Origin of the sequence: Cellulosimicrobium sp. KWT-B (assembly GCF_002127155.1) — a bacterium.
GTDB classification, from domain to species: domain Bacteria; phylum Actinomycetota; class Actinomycetes; order Actinomycetales; family Cellulomonadaceae; genus Cellulosimicrobium; species Cellulosimicrobium funkei.
Window position 1 is genome coordinate 378,061 of sequence record NZ_NEDO01000004.1, and the last position, 22,319, is coordinate 400,379.

At 74.7% G+C, this 22,319-nt stretch carries 15 protein-coding genes; 7 read left to right on the top strand and 8 right to left on the bottom strand.

The features are described from left to right. Nucleotides 1–12: 12 nt before the first annotated feature. A complete protein-coding gene (locus B9L22_RS14450) occupies nucleotides 13–453 on the bottom strand; it encodes an adenylyltransferase/cytidyltransferase family protein (protein ID WP_021483197.1) in 441 nt (146 codons plus the stop codon). A 255-nt stretch (nucleotides 454–708) separates the two neighbouring features. Here B9L22_RS14450 and B9L22_RS14455 point away from each other — a divergent pair, with 255 nt between their 5' ends. Continuing rightward, nucleotides 709–1,413 (top strand): hypothetical protein, encoded by a 705-nt coding sequence (locus tag B9L22_RS14455; protein ID WP_086150890.1) that lies wholly within the window; start codon nucleotides 709–711, stop codon nucleotides 1,411–1,413. Between the two features lie 7 nt (nucleotides 1,414–1,420). Here the strand turns inward: B9L22_RS14455 and mfd are convergent, their stop codons facing one another. Then, nucleotides 1,421–5,173 (bottom strand): transcription-repair coupling factor, encoded by a 3,753-nt coding sequence (gene mfd / locus B9L22_RS14460; protein WP_086150891.1) that lies wholly within the window; start codon nucleotides 5,171–5,173, stop codon nucleotides 1,421–1,423. Nucleotides 5,174–5,283: 110 nt separating this feature from the next. Beyond that, nucleotides 5,284–6,627 (bottom strand): oligosaccharide flippase family protein, encoded by a 1,344-nt coding sequence (locus B9L22_RS14465; RefSeq protein ID WP_233140153.1) that lies wholly within the window; start codon nucleotides 6,625–6,627, stop codon nucleotides 5,284–5,286. A 208-nt stretch (nucleotides 6,628–6,835) separates the two neighbouring features. Here B9L22_RS14465 and B9L22_RS14470 point away from each other — a divergent pair, with 208 nt between their 5' ends. Both B9L22_RS14470 and B9L22_RS14475 read left to right on the top strand, forming a co-directional pair. Continuing rightward, nucleotides 6,836–8,299, top strand: a complete 1,464-nt coding sequence (locus B9L22_RS14470; RefSeq protein WP_085387461.1) for a polysaccharide biosynthesis tyrosine autokinase — start codon at nucleotides 6,836–6,838, stop codon at nucleotides 8,297–8,299. A gap of 18 nt (nucleotides 8,300–8,317) precedes the next feature. Next, nucleotides 8,318–9,607 carry a hypothetical protein gene (locus B9L22_RS14475; protein ID WP_086150894.1) on the top strand — a complete coding sequence of 430 codons (1,290 nt, stop codon included), beginning with the start codon at nucleotides 8,318–8,320 and terminating at the stop codon, nucleotides 9,605–9,607. An 81-nt stretch (nucleotides 9,608–9,688) separates the two neighbouring features. Here B9L22_RS14475 and B9L22_RS14480 read toward each other — a convergent pair whose 3' ends face one another. From B9L22_RS14480 to B9L22_RS14490, 3 genes are all read right to left on the bottom strand, one after another. Further along, nucleotides 9,689–14,008, bottom strand: coding sequence for a LamG-like jellyroll fold domain-containing protein (locus B9L22_RS14480; protein WP_143317317.1), 4,320 nt, complete (start codon nucleotides 14,006–14,008; stop codon nucleotides 9,689–9,691). 128 nt (nucleotides 14,009–14,136) lie between these two features. Then, nucleotides 14,137–14,865, bottom strand: coding sequence for a hypothetical protein (locus B9L22_RS14485; RefSeq protein ID WP_086150896.1), 729 nt, complete (start codon nucleotides 14,863–14,865; stop codon nucleotides 14,137–14,139). After that, complete coding sequence (locus B9L22_RS14490) at nucleotides 14,862–15,842, bottom strand: glycosyltransferase (protein WP_233140154.1); 981 nt, start codon at nucleotides 15,840–15,842, stop codon at nucleotides 14,862–14,864. Before B9L22_RS14490 ends, B9L22_RS14485 begins: the two co-directional genes overlap by 4 nt. Nucleotides 15,843–16,047: 205 nt before the next feature. Here B9L22_RS14490 and B9L22_RS14495 point away from each other — a divergent pair, with 205 nt between their 5' ends. From B9L22_RS14495 to B9L22_RS14510, 4 genes are read left to right on the top strand one after another with little or no spacing between them, the layout of a single operon-like run. Next, entirely contained in the window at nucleotides 16,048–16,809 is a 762-nt protein-coding gene (locus B9L22_RS14495; RefSeq protein WP_086150897.1) for a CDP-alcohol phosphatidyltransferase family protein, read from the top strand. Beyond that, complete coding sequence (locus B9L22_RS14500) at nucleotides 16,806–17,846, top strand: glycosyl transferase (protein WP_233140155.1); 1,041 nt, start codon at nucleotides 16,806–16,808, stop codon at nucleotides 17,844–17,846. Before B9L22_RS14495 ends, B9L22_RS14500 begins: the two co-directional genes overlap by 4 nt. Next, the gene (locus B9L22_RS14505; protein WP_143317319.1) at nucleotides 17,843–19,162 is read left to right on the top strand and encodes a phenylacetate--CoA ligase family protein; all 1,320 of its coding nucleotides are present in this window, start codon (nucleotides 17,843–17,845) and stop codon (nucleotides 19,160–19,162) included. Before B9L22_RS14500 ends, B9L22_RS14505 begins: the two co-directional genes overlap by 4 nt. Then, a complete protein-coding gene (locus B9L22_RS14510; protein WP_086150899.1) occupies nucleotides 19,146–20,159 on the top strand; it encodes a glycosyltransferase family 2 protein in 1,014 nt (337 codons plus the stop codon). Before B9L22_RS14505 ends, B9L22_RS14510 begins: the two co-directional genes overlap by 17 nt. On the opposite strand, the gene B9L22_RS14515 is transcribed toward B9L22_RS14510, so the two are convergent. Both B9L22_RS14515 and B9L22_RS20550 read right to left on the bottom strand, forming a co-directional pair. Beyond that, nucleotides 20,090–21,223: a glycosyltransferase gene (locus B9L22_RS14515; RefSeq protein ID WP_158097214.1), complete on the bottom strand. Its 1,134-nt coding sequence runs from the start codon at nucleotides 21,221–21,223 to the stop codon at nucleotides 20,090–20,092. The genes B9L22_RS14510 and B9L22_RS14515 overlap by 70 nt on opposite strands. Further along, nucleotides 21,220–22,302, bottom strand: a complete 1,083-nt coding sequence (locus B9L22_RS20550) for a glycosyltransferase family 1 protein (protein ID WP_233140178.1) — start codon at nucleotides 22,300–22,302, stop codon at nucleotides 21,220–21,222. Before B9L22_RS20550 ends, B9L22_RS14515 begins: the two co-directional genes overlap by 4 nt. Nucleotides 22,303–22,319 lie beyond the last annotated feature (17 nt).

Consider the following 22,319-nt stretch of genomic DNA (forward strand, 5'->3'; position numbering starts at 1 on the left):
CCGCGGGAGGGCTCAGCCCTCGACCGTGAGCCCGGCCGTCGGCTCCAGCAGCGTCAGCGCGCGCCGCAGCGCCGTGCTCGACGTGTGCACCGTGTAGGGGAAGTAGACGACCTCGACGCCCACCTCGGCGAAGCGACGCTCCAGCTCGGCGCCCTTCGGGGTGCCGCGCCAGTCGTCGCCCTTGAAGAACACGTCGAACGGGCGCTGCCGCCAGGTCTCGAGCTTGTCGGGCTGGGTCTCGACGAACACCTCGTCGACGAACCGGACGTGGCGGACGATCTCCGCGCGCTCCGTGACGGGGACGACCGGGCGCCGGCCCTTCGCGAGCTCGAGCATGTCGTCGTCCACGACGCCTGCGACGAGGTAGTCGCACTCGCTGCGGGCGTGCCGGAGGACGTTGAGGTGCCCGACGTGGAACAGGTCCCACGCACCGGGGGCGTACCCGACCTTCATGCCCGTCCTCCCGTCCTCGGCCGCGCGCCCCGCACGGCGAGGGGGCCGCGTCCAGGCTAGGACCGGGAGGAGACCCGCAACCACGCCCTGCGAGGGTGAAGAAGGCGGCCCACCGGGTGAATTGTGGGCTCGACGAGCGCGTGGGAGCGCACCCGCCCGCCCGCCCGGCAGGGGCCCGATCGCTGCGTGCTACCTTCGGTCGGTCGCCTTTCCGGACGACGTCCCCGCGCACCGGAGGGAGTGCCGACCTCAGTCATGCCGTCCCAGGTCCTCACCGTGTGCACCGGGAACGTCTGCCGCTCCCCCACCGCCGAGCGGCTGCTGAGCATCCGCAGCGACACGAGCGTCACGGTGTCGAGCGCCGGGACGCACGCGCTCGAGGGAGCACCGCTCGACGAGCCGATGGCGCGGCTGCTGACGGCACGCGGCCTGGAGGCGTCGACGCACACCGGGCGGCAGCTCACGGCGGCGATGATCGAGCAGGCGGACCTCGTCCTCACGATGTCCCGGGCCCAGCGGGCCGCCGTCGTCACCCTCGTCCCCCAGGCCGTCCGACGCACCTACACGCTCCTGGAGCTCGCCGCGCTGCTCTCGGCGATCGACCTGCCCGTCGACCCGGACGAGAGCGACGCCGACCGCATCGCCCGCCTCCCGGAGATCGCGAGCGCCCAGCGCGTCCGGACGATCACCCCGCGCACGCCCCTCGACATCCCGGACCCGCACGGCCGCTCCGAGCGGGCCTACCGGCAGGCGTTCACGACGATCGACACCGCGGTCGCGGCGGTCGCCCGCGTCGTGCACCCGCCCGCCGCCCGGCGCCTCGAGTGGTCCCCCACCCTCACCGAGCGGGGCGCGCGCACGCCGCCGTTCCCCGGCGGCGGCGACGGCACCGACCCCACCGGGCGCGGCGGCAGCAGCTCCCCCCGGCACGGCGGCCGGCGGAGCTGGCGCCTGCGCTGACCGCGCGTCAGCGGGCCGACGACGTCCCCACCGTCGCGGCCGCGCTCACCTCGCCGAGCACCACGGCGTCGATGAGCTGGCGCGCCCACCCGAGGACCTCCGCACCGCGCAGCGGGCGGCCGCCGATGCGCGCCGTCGTCGGGTACGGGACGAGGATCGCGCGGATCGCGGGCTTGAGCAGCGTGCCCGGGTAGAGACGCTTGAGCCGCAGCTGCGCCGACTCGGGGAGGTCGACCGGCGCGAACCGGATGAACTTGCCCTGCGCCGTGACGTCCGTGAGCCCCGCCCGGCGGGCGTGGTTGCGGAAGTCCGCGACGTCGAACAGCGCGGACGCGACGTCCGGGAGCGCGCCGTAGCGGTCGACGAGCTCGGCCCGCACCTCGGCGAGCTCCGGCGCGTCGGCCGCGGCGGCGATCTTCTTGTACGCCTCGAGCCGCAGGCGCTCGGTCGCGATGTAGGACTCCGGCAGGTGCGCGTCGACCGGGAGCTCGATCGAGACCTCCGGCTGCTCCTCGGGCCCGTCGCCGCGGTAGTTCGCGACGGCCTCCCCCACCATGCGCACGTACAGGTCGAACCCGACGCCCGCGATGTGGCCGGACTGCTCCCCGCCGAGCAGGTTGCCCGCGCCGCGGATCTCGAGGTCCTTCATCGCGACCTGCATGCCCGCGCCGAGGTCGGTGTGGGCCGCGATCGTGGCGAGGCGGTCGTGCGCGGTCTCGGTGAGGGGTCGCTCGGGCGGGTACAGGAAGTACGCGTACGCGCGCTCGCGCCCGCGGCCCACGCGGCCGCGGAGCTGGTGGAGCTGGGACAGGCCGAGCATGTCGGCGCGCTCGAGGATGAGCGTGTTCGCGTTGGAGATGTCGAGGCCCGTCTCGATGATCGTCGTGCAGACGAGGACGTCGAGCTCCTTCTCCCAGAACGCCCGGATCACCTGGTCGAGCTGGTGCTCGTTCATCTTGCCGTGCGCGACGCCCACGCGGGCCTCGGGGACGAGCTCGCGCAGCCGCGCCGCGGTGCGCTCGATCGTCTCGACCTTGTTGTGCACGTAGAACACCTGGCCCTCGCGCAGGAGCTCGCGGCGCAGCGCCGCGGCGATCTGCTTCTCCTCGTACGCCCCGACGTACGTGAGGACGGGGTGCCGCTCCTCCGGCGGGGTCGCGAGGGTCGACATCTCGCGGATGCCCGTGACGGCCATCTCGAGCGTGCGCGGGATCGGGGTCGCGGACATGGCGAGCACGTCCACGTTGGTCCGCAGCTGCTTGAGCGTCTCCTTGTGCTCGACGCCGAAGCGCTGCTCCTCGTCGATGATGACGAGGCCCAGGTCCTTGAACCGCACGCTGCCCGTGATGAGGCGGTGGGTGCCGATGACGACGTCCACCGTCCCCTTGGCCAGCCCGTCCACGACCTCCTCGGACTCCTTGGGAGTCTGGAAGCGCGACAGCGCCTTGACCGTCACCGGGAAGCCCGCGTACCGCTCGGAGAACGTCTCGAGGTGCTGCTGCACGAGCAGCGTCGTGGGCACGAGCACCGCGACCTGCTTGCCGTCCTGGACCGCCTTGAACGCCGCGCGGATCGCGATCTCCGTCTTGCCGTAGCCGACGTCGCCGCACACGAGCCGGTCCATCGGGACCGTCTTCTCCATGTCGGCCTTGACCTCGTCGATCGTCGCGAGCTGGTCGGGCGTCTCGACGTACGCGAACGCGTCCTCCAGCTCGCGCTGCCACGGGGTGTCCGGGCCGAACGCGTGGCCCTGCGTGGCCATGCGCGCCGAGTACAGGCGGATGAGCTCGCCCGCGATCTCCTTGACGTGCTTGCGCGCGCGGGACTTCGTCTTGGCCCAGTCCGACCCGCCCATCTTGTTGAGGCTCGGCGCCTCGCCGCCCGTGTACTTCGTGACCTGGTCGAGCTGGTCCATGGGCACGAACAGGCGGTCGCCCGGCTGGCCGCGCTTGCTCGACGCGTACTCGATCACGAGGTACTCGCGCGTCGCGGCGTTGCCGCCCGTGCCGAGCGTCCGCTGGACGAGCTCGACGAAGCGGCCCACGCCGTGCTGCTCGTGCACCACGAAGTCGCCCGCCTTGAGCTGGAGCGGGTCGACGACGTTGCGACGCCGGCTGGGCATCTTGCGCATGTCGCGCGTGCTCGTGCCGGCCCGGCCCGTGAGGTCGGCCTCGGAGAAGACGGCGAGCCGCAGCCCCGGCGCGACGAAGCCCTTGCCGACCATCGCCGGCGTGACGAGGACGATGCCGCCCTCGGGCTCGTCGTCGAGCCGCGGCACGAGGCGCGCGGGCGTGTCCGCCGCGCCGAGCTGCTCGACCATGCGCTTGGCCGGCCCGTGGCCCTCCGTCGTGAGCACGAGCCGCCAGCCCGCGTGCTGCAGGCCGCGCACGTCGTCGAGCGCGCGCGCCACGTCGCCGCGGTAGGACTCGACGTCGCGCGCGCCGAGCGTGAAGGTCGGCACGCCGTCGGCGCTCTCGCCGACGTGGGCGGCCGTCGTGCCCGCGCCGCCGCTCGACGTGGCGGCGCCCGCAGCGGCGCTCCCGTCGGCGTCCGGCGGGACGTCGAGGTCGGGGTTGTCGAGCGCGAACGACGACAGCGTCCACCAGCCCAGGCCGCGGCGCTGCGCGACCGCGCGCACCTGGGAGAACGTCTCGAACGACGCCGCGGACAGGTCGACCGGCGCCTTGCCGCCCGCCACCGCGCCCGTCCAGGCCGCGGCGAGGAACTCCTCCGTGGTCGCCACCAGGTCGTGCGCGCGACGGCGCACGCGCTCGGCGTCGTCGACGACGAGGAGCGCGTCGTCGGGCACGAGCTCGAGCACCGGGACCATGCGGTCCACGAGCACCGGCGCGAGGGACTCCATGCCCTCGACCGCGACGCCCGCCGCGAGCCGGTCCAGCATCTCGGTCGCGCCCGGCAGGTCCTCCACCAGCGCGGCGGCGCGCGCCCGCACCGAGTCCGTGAGCAGGATCTCGCGGCACGGCGGCGCCCACAGCCCGTGCTCGGCGATCTCCAGGCTGCGCTGGTCGGCGACCGCGAACCAGCGGATCTCCGACACCTCGTCGCCCCAGAACTCCACGCGCAGCGGGTGGTCCTCCGTGGGCGGGAAGATGTCGAGGATGCCGCCGCGGACCGCGAACTCGCCGCGCCGCTCGACCATGTCCACGCGCGTGTACGCCGCCGCGACGAGCCGCTCCGCGACGTCGGTGAGGTCCGCCGTCGTGCCCGCGTGCAGCTCGACCGGCTCGAGGTCCCCCAGCCCGTCCACGACGGGCTGCAGGAGCGCCCGGACCGGCATGACGAGCACCCGGACGGGACCGGACGGGCCGACCTCCGGGTCCGGGTGCGCGAGGCGGCGGAACACCGCGATGCGCTTGGCGACCGTGTCCGCGCGCGGGCTCAGGCGCTCGTGCGGCAACGTCTCCCAGCTCGGCAGCACCGCGACGACGTCGCCCAGCTCGTCCGGCAGGTAGGCGCGCACGCTCGCGGCCAGCTCGTCCGCGTCGCGCCCCGTCGCGGTCACCACGACGAGCGGGCGCGAGCCCGCGGCCCACGCCGGGCCGCCCCCGCCGCCTGACGCCGGGGCGTCGCCGTCCGGGACCGGCCCCGTCGCGCGCGCCCCCGCCATCGCCGCGAGGAGCGGCGGGCGGACGCCGGCCGGGCCGACGACGTCGGCCTCGCCGCGGGCGCGCACGTGCTCGACCGCGGCCGCCGCGGCCTGGTCGGCGAGCAGCGCGGGCAGGATGCCGGTGAGGTTCATGGGGGTCCTTCGAGGAGAGGGCACGACGACGGTCCCGACCGGGGCGGGCGATCGGGTCCGGCGTCCACACTACGCGCGTGGACCCACATCGTTCCGCGCGCGGGCGCGCGTCAGGCCCCCGCCACCGGGGCCTCCTCCGAGCGCCCCGCCGCCGCGGCCCGCCGTCGGGCGCGCAGGTCCCGGGCGACCCAGATCGAGTTCGGCACCACCTGGAAGACGAGGATCGCGACCGCCGACCCGACGACCGGCCCGGCCGCGCCCAGCGGCTCGATGAGCACCCACGAGAGCGCCACGTTGCTCACGGTCATGAGCAGGACGGGGACGACCTGGAACCGCAGGCCGCGCTCGTCGGTCATGTACATGCCCGGCGGGTAGTTGAGCGCCTGGACCGCGACCAGCGCGCAGTAGCCGAGGACCAGCGCGAGCGGCACGGTGATCTTGCCGTCGGCGACCACGTCCTGGAGGAACGGCAGGCACAGCGCGAGCACCGTGGACAGCAGCACGCCCCCGGCGAGGAACGCGAGGGAGATCCGGAACGGGCTCATCACCTCGTCGCGCGCCCGCGCCTGCGCGAAGTAGGGCCACATGCTGACGCCCGCCGCGATGATCGCCTGCATGACGAGCCCGAAGAGCTGGGTCGCGAACGTGTACTGCGCGAGCGCCTGGGTCGTGGACAGGTGGGACAGGAGCAGCCGGTCGCTCTGCATCGCGACCGGCATCGCCACGGACTGCACGAGCATCGGCACCGCGACCGCGGCCACCGGCACCCCGGGCACCGCCCGGCGCCGCGGGACGTCGCGGAACGCCCGGCCGACCTGGGGCGCGAGCAGGCGCGCCGCGACGCTCACCGTGATCGCCGACGCGAGCCCGGCCGCGACGTAGGAGACGAGGGCGACGTAGTCGCCGCCCTGCCCCTTGCCGACGAGGACGAGCACGACGACGCCGACGAAGAAGAGCGGCGACACGATGCCCTGGAGGAACGTCTGGAGCACGTTCTGCTTGAGCCCGATGAGGACCCGGATGCCGATCCCCAGCGGGAGCGACAGCCCGAACACGACGAGGCACAGCGTCGCGACGACGTCCCCGCCCGCGACGAGGCCGTCGCCCAGCAGGAGGGGCCACCACCCGAGGAGCTGGATCGCCACGCACACGGCGGCGATGGTCAGGCCCGAGACGGTGAGGACGCGAAGCGCCGTCGTCAGCGTCCGGTGGACCCGCTCCGACTCGCGCGGGGACGACGCCTCCGCGATGGCGTTGATGACGACCGCGCCGATGCCCAGGTCGGCGAACGGTAGGAGGTTGCGCAGCCCGTTGAGCAGCCCGTACTGGGCGTAGGACGCGACGCCGAAGTGCTCGATGATCAGGCGGCTGGTGACGATCCCGAGGAGCCCCGCCAGGCCCATCACGGCGACCTTGGCGCCGGCCGTCCCGGTCACCGAACGCCAGAGGCCCACTCGTCCTCCTCGTGCTCCCGGTGCGTCGCCCGCAGGCCCGAGCGCCGGACCGCTGCCCGGAATTCACGATCTTAGGACCTTCTCCACGAGATCCGACCGTCGCGGGAGGGTGAATCCCGCCCGACCTGCGGCGACCGTCCGGTGCGCCCGACTACGGTGGACGCAGGGCCCGTCGCCGACGGTGCCGACCGGCCGCGGAGGGCGAGAGATGACGCTGCGCGAGTACGTGACCGCGGTGCTGCGCCACTGGGTCGTGGTCGCCGTGTGCGCCGTCCTGGGGGCGGTCGCCGGGTTCGGCTACGCGCGCTCGGAACCGAAGGTGTACCAGTCGTCGGCGTCCGTGATGGTCGTCCCCGAGCAGGGCGAGAACGCCGCCGAGCTCGTGCAGGGCTCGAACTACGTGCAGAACCTCGTCGCGTCGTACGCGGTGCTCGCGCAGTCACCGTACGTGCTCGAACCCGTGATCGAGGACCTGGGCCTCGACACCACGCCCGCCCGCCTGGCCCGCAGCGTCAGCGTGAACACGCCGCTCAACACGGTCGTCATCGAGATCGCGGTGAGCGACACCTCGCCGGACCGCGCGCGCGAGATCGCCGACGGGATCAGCGACCAGCTCGCGCTGGCCGTCCCCGAGCTGTCGCCGCAGCTGGCCGACCGCTCGTCGGCCGTGCGGATCACGACGATCGCCCCCGCGCGCCAGCCCGTGAACCCCATCGCGCCCAACACGCGCATGCTCATGATGGTCGGCCTCGCCGCGGGGCTCGCCGTCGGCGTGACGTACGCCGTCCTGCGCGAGCTGCTCGCGCGCCGCGTCGTCAGCTCGTCGTCGATCCAGTCGATGCTCGGCGTGCCGTTCCTCGGCGAGGTGGTCAAGGTGCCGTCGCGCACGTCGCTGCCCGCCGTCGTCGCCGCCGGTCCGGGGAGCCGCCCGTCCGAGAGCGTCCGCACGCTCGTCGCCAACGTGCGCTTCGCCGACGTCGACCACGGCCGCCGCGTGCTCATGGTCTCCTCCGGCGACGCGGGCGAGGGGAAGAGCTCGATCGCGATCAGCCTCGCGCTCTCGCTCGCCGAGGACGGGAGCAGCGTGCTCCTCGTCGACGCCGACCTGCGCCGGCCCTCGATCGCGCGCGTCACCGGGCTGGAGGGGTCGGTCGGCCTGACGAACCTGCTCGTCGGCGACGTGGCCCAGGAGGACATCGTGCTTCCCTGGACGCGCCCCAACCTCTTCGTGCTGCCGAGCGGGGTCCTGCCCGCGAACCCCGGCGTGCTGCTGTCCTCCGAGCGGCTCGTCGCCGTGATCGGCGACCTGCGGACGCACTACGACTACGTCGTCATCGACACCGCGCCGATCCTCCCGCTGAGCGATCCGCTCTGGCTCTCGCGCGCCGTGGACGGCGTGCTCGTCGTCGCGCGGGCCCGCAAGACCCGCATCTCGCGGCTGCGCCAGACGGTCGACAAGTTCGAGCGGGGCGAGGCGGACGTCATCGGCATCGTGCTCAACGACGTCAAGCCGCGCGGGCGCAGCGCCTACTACGTCAACGACTCCCGGGTCGGCGTCCCCGGCGCGTTCTCGCGCGAGGCCGGGTCCCCCGACGTCAGCCCCGCCGCGACGGCCGACGACGCGGCGGCGCCACGCGCCGTCGAGGACGCGGACCGCCGCACGACGCCGTGACGACCGGGTGACGACGCGATGACGGCGCGCGCCGGGGCCGAGCCCGGCACCGGGCCTTCGACGACGGTCCCGACGGCGCAGCCCCTCCCGGGGGTGTCCGACGTCGCGACGCGCATCGCGGCCGGCGCGGCCGCCCTCGCGTGCGGCGCCTGGATCCCGATCGTCGCGGGGATCACCCCGGCGATCGTCGTCGGGCTCGTGCTGCTCCCCGTGTGGCTCCCCGTCGTGCGCCGGTCCCGGCCCGGCCGGTGGTTCGTGGGGCTCGGTGTCCTCGCCCTGCTCAGCGGCGTCCTGCTCACCGAGCTCTCCGCCCCGGACCGCGTGCTGTCGTCGCTTGCCCTGCGCGACGGCCTCATCACGCTCTCGGCGCTCGTCCTCGGCGCCGGGGTGCTCCTGTGGTGCCGCGCCGTCCTCGAGACCTCGACCGTCGCCGTCCTCTTCGGGGTCGGCGCGCTCGTCGCGGCCGCCCTGCGCACCGGCGGCGCCGACAACCCCTGGAAGTACACGTTCGGCATGCCGGTGACCGTGCTCGTGCTCGCGCTGTGCCTCAGCACGCGGTCGCGCGGGCTGCAGGTCGTCGCCGCCCTCGCGCTCGCCGGGGTCTCCGCGGTCAACGACTCGCGCTCGGCCGCGACGACGATGCTCATGGTCGCCCTCCTCGTCGCCTGGCAGGCGATGCGCACCGGCCTGCGCGTGCGGTCCGGCGGGGTGCGCGTCGCGACGCAGCTCGGCGTGCTCGCGCTCGTCGTCTTCCTCGGGATGCAGACCCTCGTGCTCGACGGCTACCTGGGCGCGGACGCGCAGCAGCGCACGGAGATGCAGATCCAGACGTCGGGCTCCGTCTTCACGGGCGGGCGACCCGAGATGGGCGCCGCGACCGCGCTGGTGGCGGCCCGGCCCTGGGGGTATGGCGCGGGCGCCGTGCCCAACCTCGAGGACCTGCTCACCGCGAAGACCGGGATGGCGCGCCTCAACTACGACCCCAACAACGGCTACGTCGAGAAGTACCTCTTCGGGTCCGGCTTCGAGGTGCACTCCGTGCTCGGCGACCAGTGGATCCGGTTCGGGCTCGTCGGGATGCTGTTCGCCGTCGCGTGCGTCGTCGTCGTCTGGCGCGGCACCCTCGCCGACCTCGGCCGCAACGCGGCGTCGGCGCTCCTGCTCTACCTCGCGCTCTCGTGCGCGTGGGACCTGCTCTTCAGCCCGTTCTACTCGGTGTCCGCCACCGTCCTCATGCTCGGCGTGGCGATCGCGACGCCGTACACGCTGCCCGACCGCGGCAGCACCACCCCGCTCGGTAGCCCCTGAACACCCACCGAGCCCCCTGGACGCGCCGGTGCCCCCGGGTCGAGGACCCGGGGGCACCGGCGGACGTGCGGGGCGGCGGGCCTACGGCTCGCGCACCACCTTGACGTCGTCGAACGACACGCGCGTGGTCGGGTTGGTGGACGCCGAGCTCACCGCCACCTTGATGCTCACCGTGCCGGGCGCCTGGAGCGCCGCCGTCGCGTCGGTCGCCTCGAGGTGCCACGCCTGCGCCGGTCCGGCCGCCGTGGGCCAGACCTTGGCGGAGAGCGTCGTCGGGGACGTCCCGACCGCCGAGATCGACACCGTGTACCGCGCGCCGGGTGCGTACGTCGCGGGGAGCAGCTGGTTCCCGAGGAGCGTCTCGTCCCGGAGCAGGTACAGCCGCATGAGGCCGTTGGGCTCGAGGCGGACGCGCGCGGAGTACGTGCTCGTCCCGACCTGCCGGCCGATGAGCGTGACCGACGTCGTCCCGCCCACCGACGCGACGTCCGACCAGAACGTCGTCTCGGTGCGGGCCCGCGACTCCGAGACCCCCGCCAGGCGCGCCTCGCGCGTCCAGGAGGGCGACATCGCCAGCGTGCCGGCCGAGTCAGCGACCGAGAAGGCCGCGGCCCCGCCGAGCGCGGACCACGCCGCGCCCGACGTCGTCGTGCCCCAGCCGGAGGTCACCGCGCGGTCGAACGTGTCGCGCACGACGACGTTCTCCGCCGGCGCGGTCGCCACGACGTCGTGCGACACGGAGGACGTGCCCCCGCGGTCGTCCGTCACCGTGAGCGTCACCGTGTACGTCCCGGCCTGCGCGTACGTGTGCGAGGCCGTGGCGCCCTCCGCGGTCGCGTCGTCCCCGAAGCTCCACGCGTACGACGCGATCGTGCCGTCCGGGTCGCTCGACGACGAGCCGTCCACCGCGACGGTGAGGTCCGTCGCGGAGGCCGTGAACGCCGCCTGCGGCTTCACGTTCGGCGCGAGCACCGTCACCGAGGTCGTCGCCGTGGCCGTCGCCCCGCGGTCGTCGGTCACGTCGAGCGTGATCGTGTACGTCCCCGGCGCGTCGTAGGTGTGGGTCGCCGTCGCCCCGGTGCCGGTCGCGCCGTCACCGAAGTCCCACGCGTACCCGGTCAGGGTGCCGTCCGGGTCGCTCGACCCCGAGCCGTCGACCGACACCGTGAGCCCGTCGGCCTGCGCCGTCACGACCGCCTGCGGCGGGACGTTCGGCGTGGTGCCGGAGCCCAGCTGGAAGTGCTGCTTCACCTGGGCCGGCGTGAGCGCGACCGGGTAGACGGCCGCCTCGTCGAGGTAGCCCTTCCAGTAGGTGTCGCCCTCCCAGCCGTTGTCGCCGCCGAGCCGCCAGTAGCCGGTGTTGTTCTCCGGCACCGCCTTGTCGTTCGACCCGACGAGCTCGCCGTCGAGGTAGAGCCGCATGCCCGCGCTCGACTGCGTCGCCACGACGTGGTGCCAGGCGTTGTCCCGGTACGACCCGGTGGTGCTGAGCACCTGCTGCGCGCCGTCGTACGTGCCGAACTTCACCTTGCCGTCCGGCGACATGTACACGTGACGGTCGTAGTTGGAGCTCGTGCCCGTCCGGCTGCTGCCGAACCCGATGAGCTTCCCGCCGGTCGTGGTGTCGGTCTTGAACCAGGTCTCGACCGAGTACACCGTCGGGTTGGCGTAGCTGCGCTGGCTCGCGACCAGCCCGCCGTTCCAGGTGCCGAAGATGTTCTTCGTCGGCTGGAAGCGCACCGCCTTGTCCGTCACGCCCGTGAGCGCACCGGTCTGCGACTTCGTCACGGGGCCGGAGTACGAGCCGTCGGACGCGTCGGGGCCGGAGTCCTTCGCGACCGAGCCCGAGGACTCGCCGAGCCGCCAGTACAGCGTCGGCTCGAGCGAGTAGACCGCCTGGCCGTACGCGTCCTGCGGCGCGGTGGCCCCGGCCGCGGGACGGCCGCTCGCCGTCCAGTGGTCGGCGACCTCGCCGCGGGTGAGCGCACGGTCGTACACGGCGACGTCGGAGATGGTGCCGTTGAAGAAGTTCGAGCTCCCGCTGTTCGGCCAGCCCGACTGGCTGTCCCCACCGACGCGCCAGTAGCCCGAGTAGGACTGCGCCGACGTCGTGTCGCTGCGCTGACCCGCCTTGACGCCGTCGACCCAGAAGGTCATGCCGGAGCCGTCGAGCGTGCCGACCACGTGGTGCCACGCGCCGTCGTTGTACGAGCCGGCGGTCGTGATCTCGCGGACCATCCCCGGGTGGACGCCGAACGTCAGGCGCCCCGAGTTGTTCATGTAGATGTGCCGGTCGTAGCTCGACGACGTGCCGGTCTTGGCGTTGCCGAAGCCGACGATCTTGCCGCCCGACGTCGAGGTCGTGCGGAACCAGGCCTCGACGGAGAACCGCTGCGGACCGGTGGTCGCTGTCGGGGTGCTCCCGGAGACGCCGTTGGCGCCCGAGAAGCGCGTCGCCTTCGCCGTCGGCGGGACGTCCTTGCCGTCGACGCCGCGGGTCGTGCCGTTCGTGAGCGCGAGGTCGGACAGCGAGGCCCAGTCGGTCGCGCTGCTCCCGCTCGCCTCGCCCATCGGCCAGTAGCTCACCGGCGAGTCGCCGAGCACCGAGTCGTTGTAGGCCGTGCTCGACCCCTGCGCGGCGATCGTGACCGGCGTCCAGTTGGAGACCGTGGAGTTGCCGTCGCCGTCGATCACCTTGACGCGGTACTCGACCGTGCTGCCCGGCGCGAGGCCGGAGTCGGTGTAGCCCATGGTCGGGCGCACCCAGTACGTGGACGACGCCTTCTGCGTGGAGATCGGGGCGGTCGTGCCGCGGCGGTACAGCTCGTACGTGAGCTCGGCGTTGTCCTGGTCGATGTTCGCCGGCCAGGAGACGCGGGCGCTCCCGCTGACGAGGGACCGCGTCGAGATGGCGTACTGCCCGCCCTGGATCGTCGGGCCGATCTTCGTCGGGGCGACGTCGCGCCGCGCGAACCGGACCAGGCCCTGCTGCCGGGCCCCGGCGACGCGCGTGAACTCGCCGCCGTACACGACGTACTTGTCGTTGGCCGTGATGTCCCACCCGGCCTGCGAGATGCCGGACGCGCTGCCCGTGCTCCACGTCGGGTACCAGTGCAGCAGCTTGCCCGCCGTCTGGCCCGTGAAGCTGCGGTAGCCCCAGATGTCCGGCGTGATCTTGCGGTCCGACGGCTCCTTGGCGAAGGCCAGCGAGTGGTTCACCGTCCAGGGGTCCGTCTGCGGGAACTCGCCGATGTTGCCGCAGTAGTGCGCGTGCGTCGCGACGTAGACGGAGTCGCCGGCGGGGTACACGGAGTACGTGTCGCCGTGGCAGTCCTCCATCCAGACGAGCGACCCGTCGGACCAGCTCGCGCGGAACGAGCCCTCGAAGTCGTCCTCCGTCTTGCTGCCGCCGTAGTCGTAGCCCGACCCGTAGACGCTGTCGCCGTCGGACGCGAGCGAGTAGATCGCGGCGTTGTCGCCGCCGTTGCGGATCACGGAGTTGACGGCCCACGGGAGCACGGTGCCCGTCGTCGCGTCGAGGGCCGCCATGCCGCGGCCGGGGTTCGTCGACCCGTTGGTGCTCGTGAACGAGCCCGCGACGACCACCTTGGCGCCGTCGGGCGAGATCTCGATCGCGCGGCCGCCGTACCCGCCGGCGAGCTCCGGCGCGAAGCCGAGCAGCGCGCCCGTGGACGCGTCCAGCGCGGCGATGCGGGCGCGCGCGGTGTTGTTGACGTTGGAGAACTCGCCGGTGATGTAGACCGTGGAGTTCGTCGCCTTGATGTCGTAGACCGTGGAGTTGGTGCCCGGGTTCCAGCTCGAGACGAGCGCGCCGGTCGCGGTGTCGAACGCCGCGAGGCGGTACCGCGTCTGGCCGGCGATCTCGGTGAACGCGCCCGCGACGTAGAGCCGCTTGCCGTCCGGCGACGACGAGATCGCGAGGACGCGGCCGTTCGTGCCCGGGTTCCACGACGCGTCGAGCACGCCGGTCTCGACGTCGTACCGCAGGATGTTCGCGCGCGGGGTCTCCCCCGTCCCGGCCGCCGCACCTGCGGGGCGTGCCGAGGTGAACTGGCCGCCGGCGTACGCGCGGCCGCCGACGATGGTCTGCGCCCAGACGATCCCGTCGATCTGGGTCGTGGGCAGGGGGTCGGCCGTGACCGGGACGGTCGCGTCGGCCGGGGTGACGGCCGCGGCGACCGGCGCGTCGGGCGCGACGGCGGCGGGGGCCGCGGCGGGCGCCGCGGGCTCGACCGCGCCGGCCGCCGGGGCGACGAGGGCCGTCGCGACGAGGGCGGCGACGGTCAGCCCGGCGACGCGGCCGACGACACGTCGCCGTCCCGGCGGCGCGCCCCGAAGAGAGCCCTGGACGACCGTCCGACTCACATCATTGTTTTTCATGGGTCACTCTCTTCGTCGCGGACCCGCGGAAATGCCGGTCCATCAGCCGGACGTTGTGACTGTAGCGCCGGCGAACCGGCCGCAGAACGGCGCGAGCGGGCGAAATTTACCGCCCCTTCCCGCGCGGGTCAGGACAGATCGCCGCGAAATACCACGGTCGACGTGCCCGGCGCGTACTCCACCGCGACGGTGACGTCGTCGCGGTCGGCGTCGGGGATGGAGAACAGGACGACGCCCGTCCCGCTCTCGCCCGGGGCGAGCTCACCCTCGAAGGGCCGGCCGCCGGGCTGCACCAGGCGCCCGGCCGGCACGCGGTCCTCGCCCGTGTAGGCGTTGACCACGGCGTAGGAGAGGTCGAGCGGGGCGTCGGTCCCGTTCGTGACCTCGACGGTGAGGCGGACGGCCGGACCCGAGGTCTCGCCCGCGGCCACGGCCTCGCCCTCGACGTGCTCGACCTGCGCGAGCCGCACGGTGACGCCGTCGGGCGCCTGGACCGTCTGGTCGGGCGCGGCCGGCTCGAGCTCGGGGGCCACGGGCACGACGGCGGGGTCCGCCCCGTCGGCCTCGCCCGTCCCGGCGGCGGTGTCGCCGCCCGCCGCGGCGGCGCCGTCCTCGTCGCCCGCGTCGCCCGCGGTCGCGTCCGCCGAGGCGTCGCCGCTCTCCTCCGGGGAGGCGACGGGCGCGGGCGTGACCGTCCCGCCCGGGGACTGGTCGCCGTCGGACCGCCACGGCTGCAGCACGACGAGGGTGACGGCGACCGCGAGCGCGACCGCCGCCCCGATCACCGCGACGGCACGGCGGGAGGGCCGCCGCGTCGGGGTGGCGCCCTCGGGGGCGCCGTCGTTCTCCGCGTTCATCGTCCGCCTCCGGTCGTGCTCCGTGCCGGCTCGCGCCGGTCCGCCGTCGCGGCGCCCTGCCGGGCCGCCCGCCGGCCGTCGCGCAGCCCGCGCCAGGCCGCCCGCAGCGGGACGACCGGCCGCAGGAACTGGCGCCGGCCGCCGCGCCGCAGGACCGCGCGGGCGTTGCCCGGCGCGCTGCGCCGCCAGCGCCGCACGGACACCTCGTCGAGGTGCTGCGCGGCGAACAGCATCCGGTTGCGGATGTTGTAGTAGTAGTACGTCTCCGACTTGGCCTCCGGCCGCTGCCGGCCGTCGCGGTGGGTCCCGCCCTCGTCGTGGACCGCGACGGCGTCCTCGACGACGGCGACCCGGCCGCCCGCACGCTGCAGGCGGTAGGACAGGTCGACGTCCTCCCAGTAGAGGAAGTAGGCGTCGTCGAACCCGCCCGTGCGCTCCCAGACCTCCCGGGTGACGAGCAGGCACGCGCCGCTGAGCCACTCCACGCGCGCGGCGCCCGGGTGCTCGTCGCGGCGCGACGGCGCGCGGAAGGTGCCGTCGTCGAGGTAGACGTCGAGGCCCCCGAACCAGCGGCGCCCGGCGGGTGTGAGGACCACCGGGGACACGAGGAGCAGGCGGTCGTCCTGGACGGCCGCCCGCAGGGTCCGGACGTCGGCCGCGGCGATCGTCGCGTCGGGGTTGAGGAGGAGCACCTCGGCGGCGCCCGCGTCGAACGCCGCGCGCATCCCCAGGTTGGCGCCGCCGCCGAAGCCCAGGTTCTCCGCCGGGGCGAGCAGGTCCCAGCCGCGCTCGTCCGCCAGGCGGGAGACCCGCTCGCGCTCCGGCGTCGTCGAGCGGTTGTCGACGACGACCACGCGGGCCTCCCCGACCGCGCCGCGCGCGCCGAGGTTGCGCTCGAGGAGGGCGACGGAGCCGTAGCTCACGACAACGATCGCGAGGTCGCCGGAGGCGTCCGAGACGTCGTCCACGGTCGTCACCTCCAGGTCCTGGCACGTCGGCCGTCGCGGCGATCCTAAGCCCGCCGTCGGGCCGTGACGCCGGAATTCACCCGGGCGAGATACAACCTCACCCGCTGTTCACCCGCGCTCGCCTCGATACGATTCTCGGCACGGTCGGGGGCGGGCAGACAATCCGTCGCCGCCGCTTCCCAGAAGCTCCCCCCGTCTCTTTCGCGAGGTGCCCATGTCCGAGTTCGGCGCGGCGATGACGCGACTGCACGACGCGCAGAAGTCGTCGAGCGGCGCGGCCGCGTACTCGCGCTTCGTCAACCGCCCGCTCGGCCGCCCGCTCGCCGCGAGCGCGTACGTGCTCGGCCTGACGCCGGACGCGGTGACGCTCGTCAGCGCGGCGACCACGCTCGCCGGGATCGCGACCATCGCGCTCGCCGAGCCGACGCTCGGGTCGTCGCTCACGGCCGTCGTGCTCCTCGTCTTGGGGTACGCCCTCGACTCCGCGGACGGCCAGCTCGCGCGGCTCTCGCGGTCGGGCAGCGCGGCGGGCGAGTGGCTCGACCACTTCTTCGACGCCCTCAAGACGGTGGCCCTGCACCTCGCGGTGCTCGTCTGCTGGTTCCGGTACTACGACGTCGACGCCGCCTGGCTCGTCGTGCCCCTCGCGTTCTGCGTCGTGAGCAGCACGTTCTTCTTCGGGATCGTCGCGGTCGACCTGGTGCGCCGCGCCAAGGGCTCGCCGGGCGGGGCCGCACACGGGACCGGGGGCCGGCTCCGCGAGCACCCGCTCTACACGCTCGCGGTGCTCCCGACCGACTACGGCTTCCTGTGCCTCTCGTTCGCGCTGCTGTGGCTCCCCTCCGCGTTCCTCGTCGTGTACACCGCGCTGGCCGTCGTGAACGCGCTCGTCCTGCCCCTCGCGGCCGTGCGGTGGTACCGGTCGCTCCAGGCCCTGGAACGCGGCGCGGCGACGACGGCGGGAGTCCCCTCGTGAGGCCCGTGCGGGTGATGCAGTCGTTCCGCGCGCCGCGGCCGACCACGAACCCGTACATCACCCAGCTCGACGCGGCCCTCGCGGCGGAGCCGTCCGTGGAGCACCTGCGCTTCGACTGGCGCACGGCGATCGTGGGCCGCTACGACGTCTTCCACTGGCACTGGCCCGAGGGCAAGCTCGAGGGCACCACGTGGTGGAAGGCCGCCGCGAAGCACGCGCTCGTCGCCGCGATCCTCGTGCGGCACCGCCTGAGCCGCGTGGTCGTCGTGCGGACGGTCCACAACGTCGAGCTGCCCGACGTCCCGCGCGTCTCGCGCTGGCTCCTGGTCCGCGTCGACCGCTCGACGGACCACCGCATCGTCCTCAACGAGACGACCGAGCTGCCCCCGGAGCAGCCGCGCACCACGATCCTCCACGGCCACTACCGCGACTGGTTCGCCCGGTACGCCCGGGACGAGCGGGTCCCGGGACGGGCGGGCTACTTCGGCGGCGTGCGGCGCTACAAGAGCGTGGGCGACCTCGTGCGCGCCTACCGCGAGGCACGCGCCCTGCGCGACGACCTGAGCCTGGAGATCGGCGGGCGCCCGTCGTCGGCCGAGCTCGAGACCTCGCTGCGCGCGGAGACCGCGGACCTGCCCGGCGTCGAGCTGACCCTGCGCTTCCTCCAGGACGACGAGCTCGTCGCCCTCGCCTCGCGCTCCCAGCTCGTGGTGCTGGCCTACCGGTTCATGCACAACTCCGGGAGCGTGCTCGCCGCCCTGTCGCTCGACCGCCCGGTCCTCGTGCCGCGCAACGCGGTGAACGAGGCTCTCGCGAAGGAGGTGGGCGACGAGTGGGTGCTCATGTTCGACGACCGGCTCACGGGCGAGCGCCTCGTCGGGGCGCTCGCCGAGGCGGCCGCGATCCCGGAGGGCGCGCGTCCGGACCTGTCGCGCCGCGAGTGGGCGGACGCGGGGGCGGCGCACGCCCGCGCCTACCGCACCGCGCTCGCAGGCCGCCGGTCGCGCCGCCGCGCCGGGCGGGAGGGGGCCGCGTGATCGCCGAGGCGGCGTTCCGCGCCAAGGCGGCCGTCGTGGGCCGGGACAGCACGGCCCAGCTCGACGCGTTCGTGCGGCACGACGCCCTCCCCGCACCGGCGCTGGAGCAGCTCTCGCGCGAGCGCGCGCTGCGGCACGCCCGGTTCGCGTCCGAGCACAGCCCGTTCTACCGGGACCTCTACCGCGACGCCGGGATCACCGCGGCCGACCTCCGGGACGACGCGGTGCTCGACGCGCTCCCCCTGGTCGACAAGCCCGCCCTGCGCGAGCACTTCGACACGATCCGCACCGACGAGGCGACGGACCGCACGTCGGCGACGTCGCGCACGGGCGGCAGCACGGGCCTCCCTCTGCACGTGCTGCGCGACCTGCGCTTCCCGGCGCGCGCGCTCGAGTGGCGGCTGTTCCGGTGGTGGGGCGTCGAGCCGTGGGAGGACCGCGGGATCATCACCCGGCACATGCTGGAGGGCCTCGCGCGCGTCCGCCACGACCTGCAGTGGCTCCCGAGCCGCCGCGTGCAGCTCGACGCGTTCCGCATCACCGACGAGACGGTCACCGAGTTCGCGCGCCGCTGGAACCGGCTGCGACCGCCCTTCCTGCTGGGCTACGGCGGGGGCGTGCTGGAGCTGGTCCGGCGCACCGGGCGGCTGGGCATCGAGCTCGCGCCGCCGCGCGCGGTCGCGGTCACGGCCGCGCCGCTCGCCCCGGGCGTCCGCGCGGAGATCGCGACGGCGCTCCGGGCGCCCGTCTACGACCACTACCGCAGCGCCGAGGTGCCGTGGATCGCCGGCGAGTGCGCCGAGCAGTCCGGGATGCACGTGTTCTGGGACGTGCGCCGCGTCGAGATCCTCGACGACGACGACCGCCCGGTCCCCGACGGGCAGGAGGGCAACGTCGTCGTCACCGACCTGACGAACCGCGTCTTCCCCGTGGTGCGGTACCGCCTCGGCGACGTGAGCAGCATCCACCGGGAGACGTGCGCGTGCGGGCGCTCCCTGCCTCGGCTCGGCGCGGTCTCGGGGCGGGCCTCCGACGCCGTCCGGCTCCCGGACGGGACGACCATCGCCGGGGCGCTCGGCCACATCTTCGACCACGCGCCGCTCTCGGTGCGGCAGTTCGAGATCGTGCAGGGCAGCGACTACGCCGTGACGCTGCGCTGCATCCCGGCGAGCGACGAGCGCGCCGACATCGAGCGGGCCCTCGCGACGCTGCGCCGCGCGACGCGCGGCCTCGTGCCGGTGACGCTCGAGCTCGTCGACCACATCCCGCAGGTGGGCGGGAAGATGAGGTTCATCCGCAGTGACGCCCCCTCCTGAGCTCCGGCTGGTCGTCGGGGTCCCGACGTTCCGGCGCCCCGCCACGCTCGCCGGGCTGCTCGCGCGGCTGCCCGAGCGGCTGGCCGAGGTGGAGGGCGCCCGGGTGGAGGTGCTCGTCCTGGACAACGACCCCGCCGGGTCGGCGCGGGAGGTCGTGCGCGACGCCCCGCTGCCCGTGCGCTACGTCGTCGAGCCGCGCCCGGGCATCGCCGCCGTGCGCGACCGCGCGCTCGACGAGACGGCCGACGCCGACCTGCTCGCGTTCCTCGACGACGACGAGCGCCCGCGCGAGCGGTGGCTCGCGGCCCTCGTGGACACGTGGCGCGAGACGGGTCGCCCGGCGGCCGTCATGGGCCGCGTGATCTCCGTGTTCGCGCACGAGCCCGACCCGTGGCTGCTCGCGACGGGCGTGTTCCGCCGTCGACCGCGCCCGACCGGGATAGAGATCCCCGTCGCGGCGAGCGGGAACCTCCTGCTGGACCTGCGGCGGGTGCGGTCGCTCGGGACCCGGTTCGACGTCACGCTGGGCCTCGCCGGTGGCGAGGACACGCTCTTCTCGCGCGCGCTCGTCGCCGCGGGCGGCCGGATCGTGTGGTGCAACGAGTCCGAGGCGGAGGACCTCGTCCCGGCCGAGCGCATGACCCGGGCCTGGGCGATGCGGCGGGCGTTCAACGGCGGCAACGGCGCGGTGCAGGTCGAGCTCCGCCTCGCCCGGGGCCCCGCGCGCCGGGCGCTCGTGCGGGCGCGCGCGCTCGTCGGGGGTACGGGCCGCGCCGTCGCGGGCGCGGCCCGGCACGTCTGGGGCCGCTGGACGGGAGACCTGGAGAGCGACGCGCGCGGCCTGCGCACGAGCCACCGGGGTCGGGGCATGGTCGCCGGCGCGTTCGGGCACCTGCACCGGCAGTACGCCCGCGACGGCGCGACGCCTCAGGGGGCGAGGCCCGCCTCCTCGGCGACCGGCGCGAACGACGATACCGCGGCGGGGATCTCCGCCTGAGCGACGAGCGCCCGCGTGAGCAGCACGTACCGCGCGACGTAGTCCTCCTGCCGCAGGCCCCGCGCCCGGACGTCCGCGGCGCTCGTCGCCTCCCCTGGGCCGAGCGCGTGCCGCACCGCCTCGGCGAGCGCGGCGGCGTCGTGCGGGGCGACGAGCCGGGCCTGCGTCCCCGCGACGTAGTCGCGCACCCCGCCCGCGTCGGTCACGACGAGCGCGCGGCCCGCCGCCATCGCCTCGACGCACGCCGTCGCGCCGGACGCGTGCCGGTTCTCGCGCAGCGGCACGACGACGACCCGGCAGCCCGCGTAGAGCCGCGCGAGCTCGGCGCGGCCCGTCGCGGGCGCGACGTCGACCCGGCCCGGGACCGCGACCCGGGCCGCGGCCGCCGACCGCGACGCGACGCGCGCGGTCACGCCGGGCAGCAGGTCGAGCGCGGCGCGCAGCACGTCCCAGTCCCGGTCCCGGTCGTTGCCCACGGCCAGCACCTCGGGCGTGGTCCCGGGGCCGTCGGTCCCGGCGGCACTCCCCTCCCCCGTGGCGGGCGCCGTCCCGAACGGGACGAGGACGACCCGACGACCGGGCACCCGGTCCAGCGCCACGCGCCGGTTGACGTCGCTGTGCACCGCCTCGACCGCGTGCCCGCGCAGCACGGCCGCGAAGAGACGGCGGCGGGCGCGACCGAGGTCGTCCCACCGGTCCCAGAGCCACACGGACTGCGCGAGGACGGCGGGCCTGCGGCGTCGGGGCAGCGTCGCGCGCACGAGGCCGACCGCGAGGTGCTCGCGCTCGGTGTGCGTCCACACGACGTCGGCGCTCCCCAGGAGCGCGCGGTTGCGCCACGCGTGCACGACGTCGGTCCCGAGCCGCGCCGCGAGCGCGCGCCGCACGCGCGCCACGGACGGCCGCTCGCGGTGGGACACGCTCCACGCGAGGTCGACCGCGCCCGCGGCGAGGTCGTAGCCGTAGGGCGTGCGGTCCAGGGTCTTCCCCGCCGCGTACCGCGCCCGCCACGCCACCGGGTCCTGCTCGTGCGCGAGGTGCACGACGACGCGCGGCCGCGTCACGGGACGAGCCCGCGCAGCCGCTCCACCACGCGGTCCCACTCGTACCGGGCGAGCAGCCGCTCGCGCAGCGCGGCGTCCGGGGTCGTCCCCCAGGCGGCGTCCAGCGCGGCCGCGACGTCGCCCGACGGCGCATCGAGCGGGACGAAGCGCGCGAGGCCGTCGGCGAGCTCGCGGAAGACGGGGGTGTCGGCCAGCACGAGCGGCGAGCCGAAGTGCGTCGCCTCCAGCACGGGCAGCCCGAAGCCCTCGTCGCGCGACAGGAACGCCGTGACGGCGGCGCGGGAGTAGAGCCACGCGAGCTCGGCGTCGTCGATCGCGCCGAGCAGCCGCACCGCACCGCTCGCGAGGAGCGCGTCCGTGCCGGGCGGGAGGTCCGGGGCGACGCCGGAGTGCTCGGCTCCCCCGACGACCAGGAGGGGCGCCTCGGGCCCCAGCCGCGCGGACAGCGGGACGGCGCGCAGCACGGCCTCGAGGTTCTTGCGGACGTTGAGGCGCCCGACGCACAGCGCGAACGGGAGCCCCGGGTCGATCCCCGCGGGCGGGCGCGGGACGGCGTCGGTCAGGGTGCGCGGCACGCCCAGCCCCACGGGCGTGACCGGGCGGCCGGAGCGGCCCTCGATGCGGTCGGCCTCCGTGCGCGACGACGTCGCGACCGCGTCCGCCGCGCGCAGGAGCGGGATCATCGGCGCGAAGTACGCGCGCTCGGTCCGCGAGAACCACTCGGGGTGGTCGCGGAACATCACGTCGTGGACGAACGTCACCGTCGGGACCCGCCCGACCGGCGTGTAGTTGTGGGCGACGACGACGTCGGCGTGGACCGTCCGCGCGAGCCGGCCGAGCTCGACCGCGTTCGACAGCGCGTGCGGGTACAGGCGCGTCCCGATCGTCCGCGCGCCGGGCGGCAGGTCCGACGGCGCAGCACTCTCCCCGCCGCGGACTGCGAGCACGAGCTCGTCCTGCGGGAACCGCTCGCGCCAGTGGTGGATGAGCGCGCGCTGGACCGACCGGTTCGAGAACGGCCCCCGGTCCCACCAGTAGGCGTCGAACAGGACCCGGCGGGGAGAGTCGTCGCGGGGCACCTCAACCGCGGCTGCGG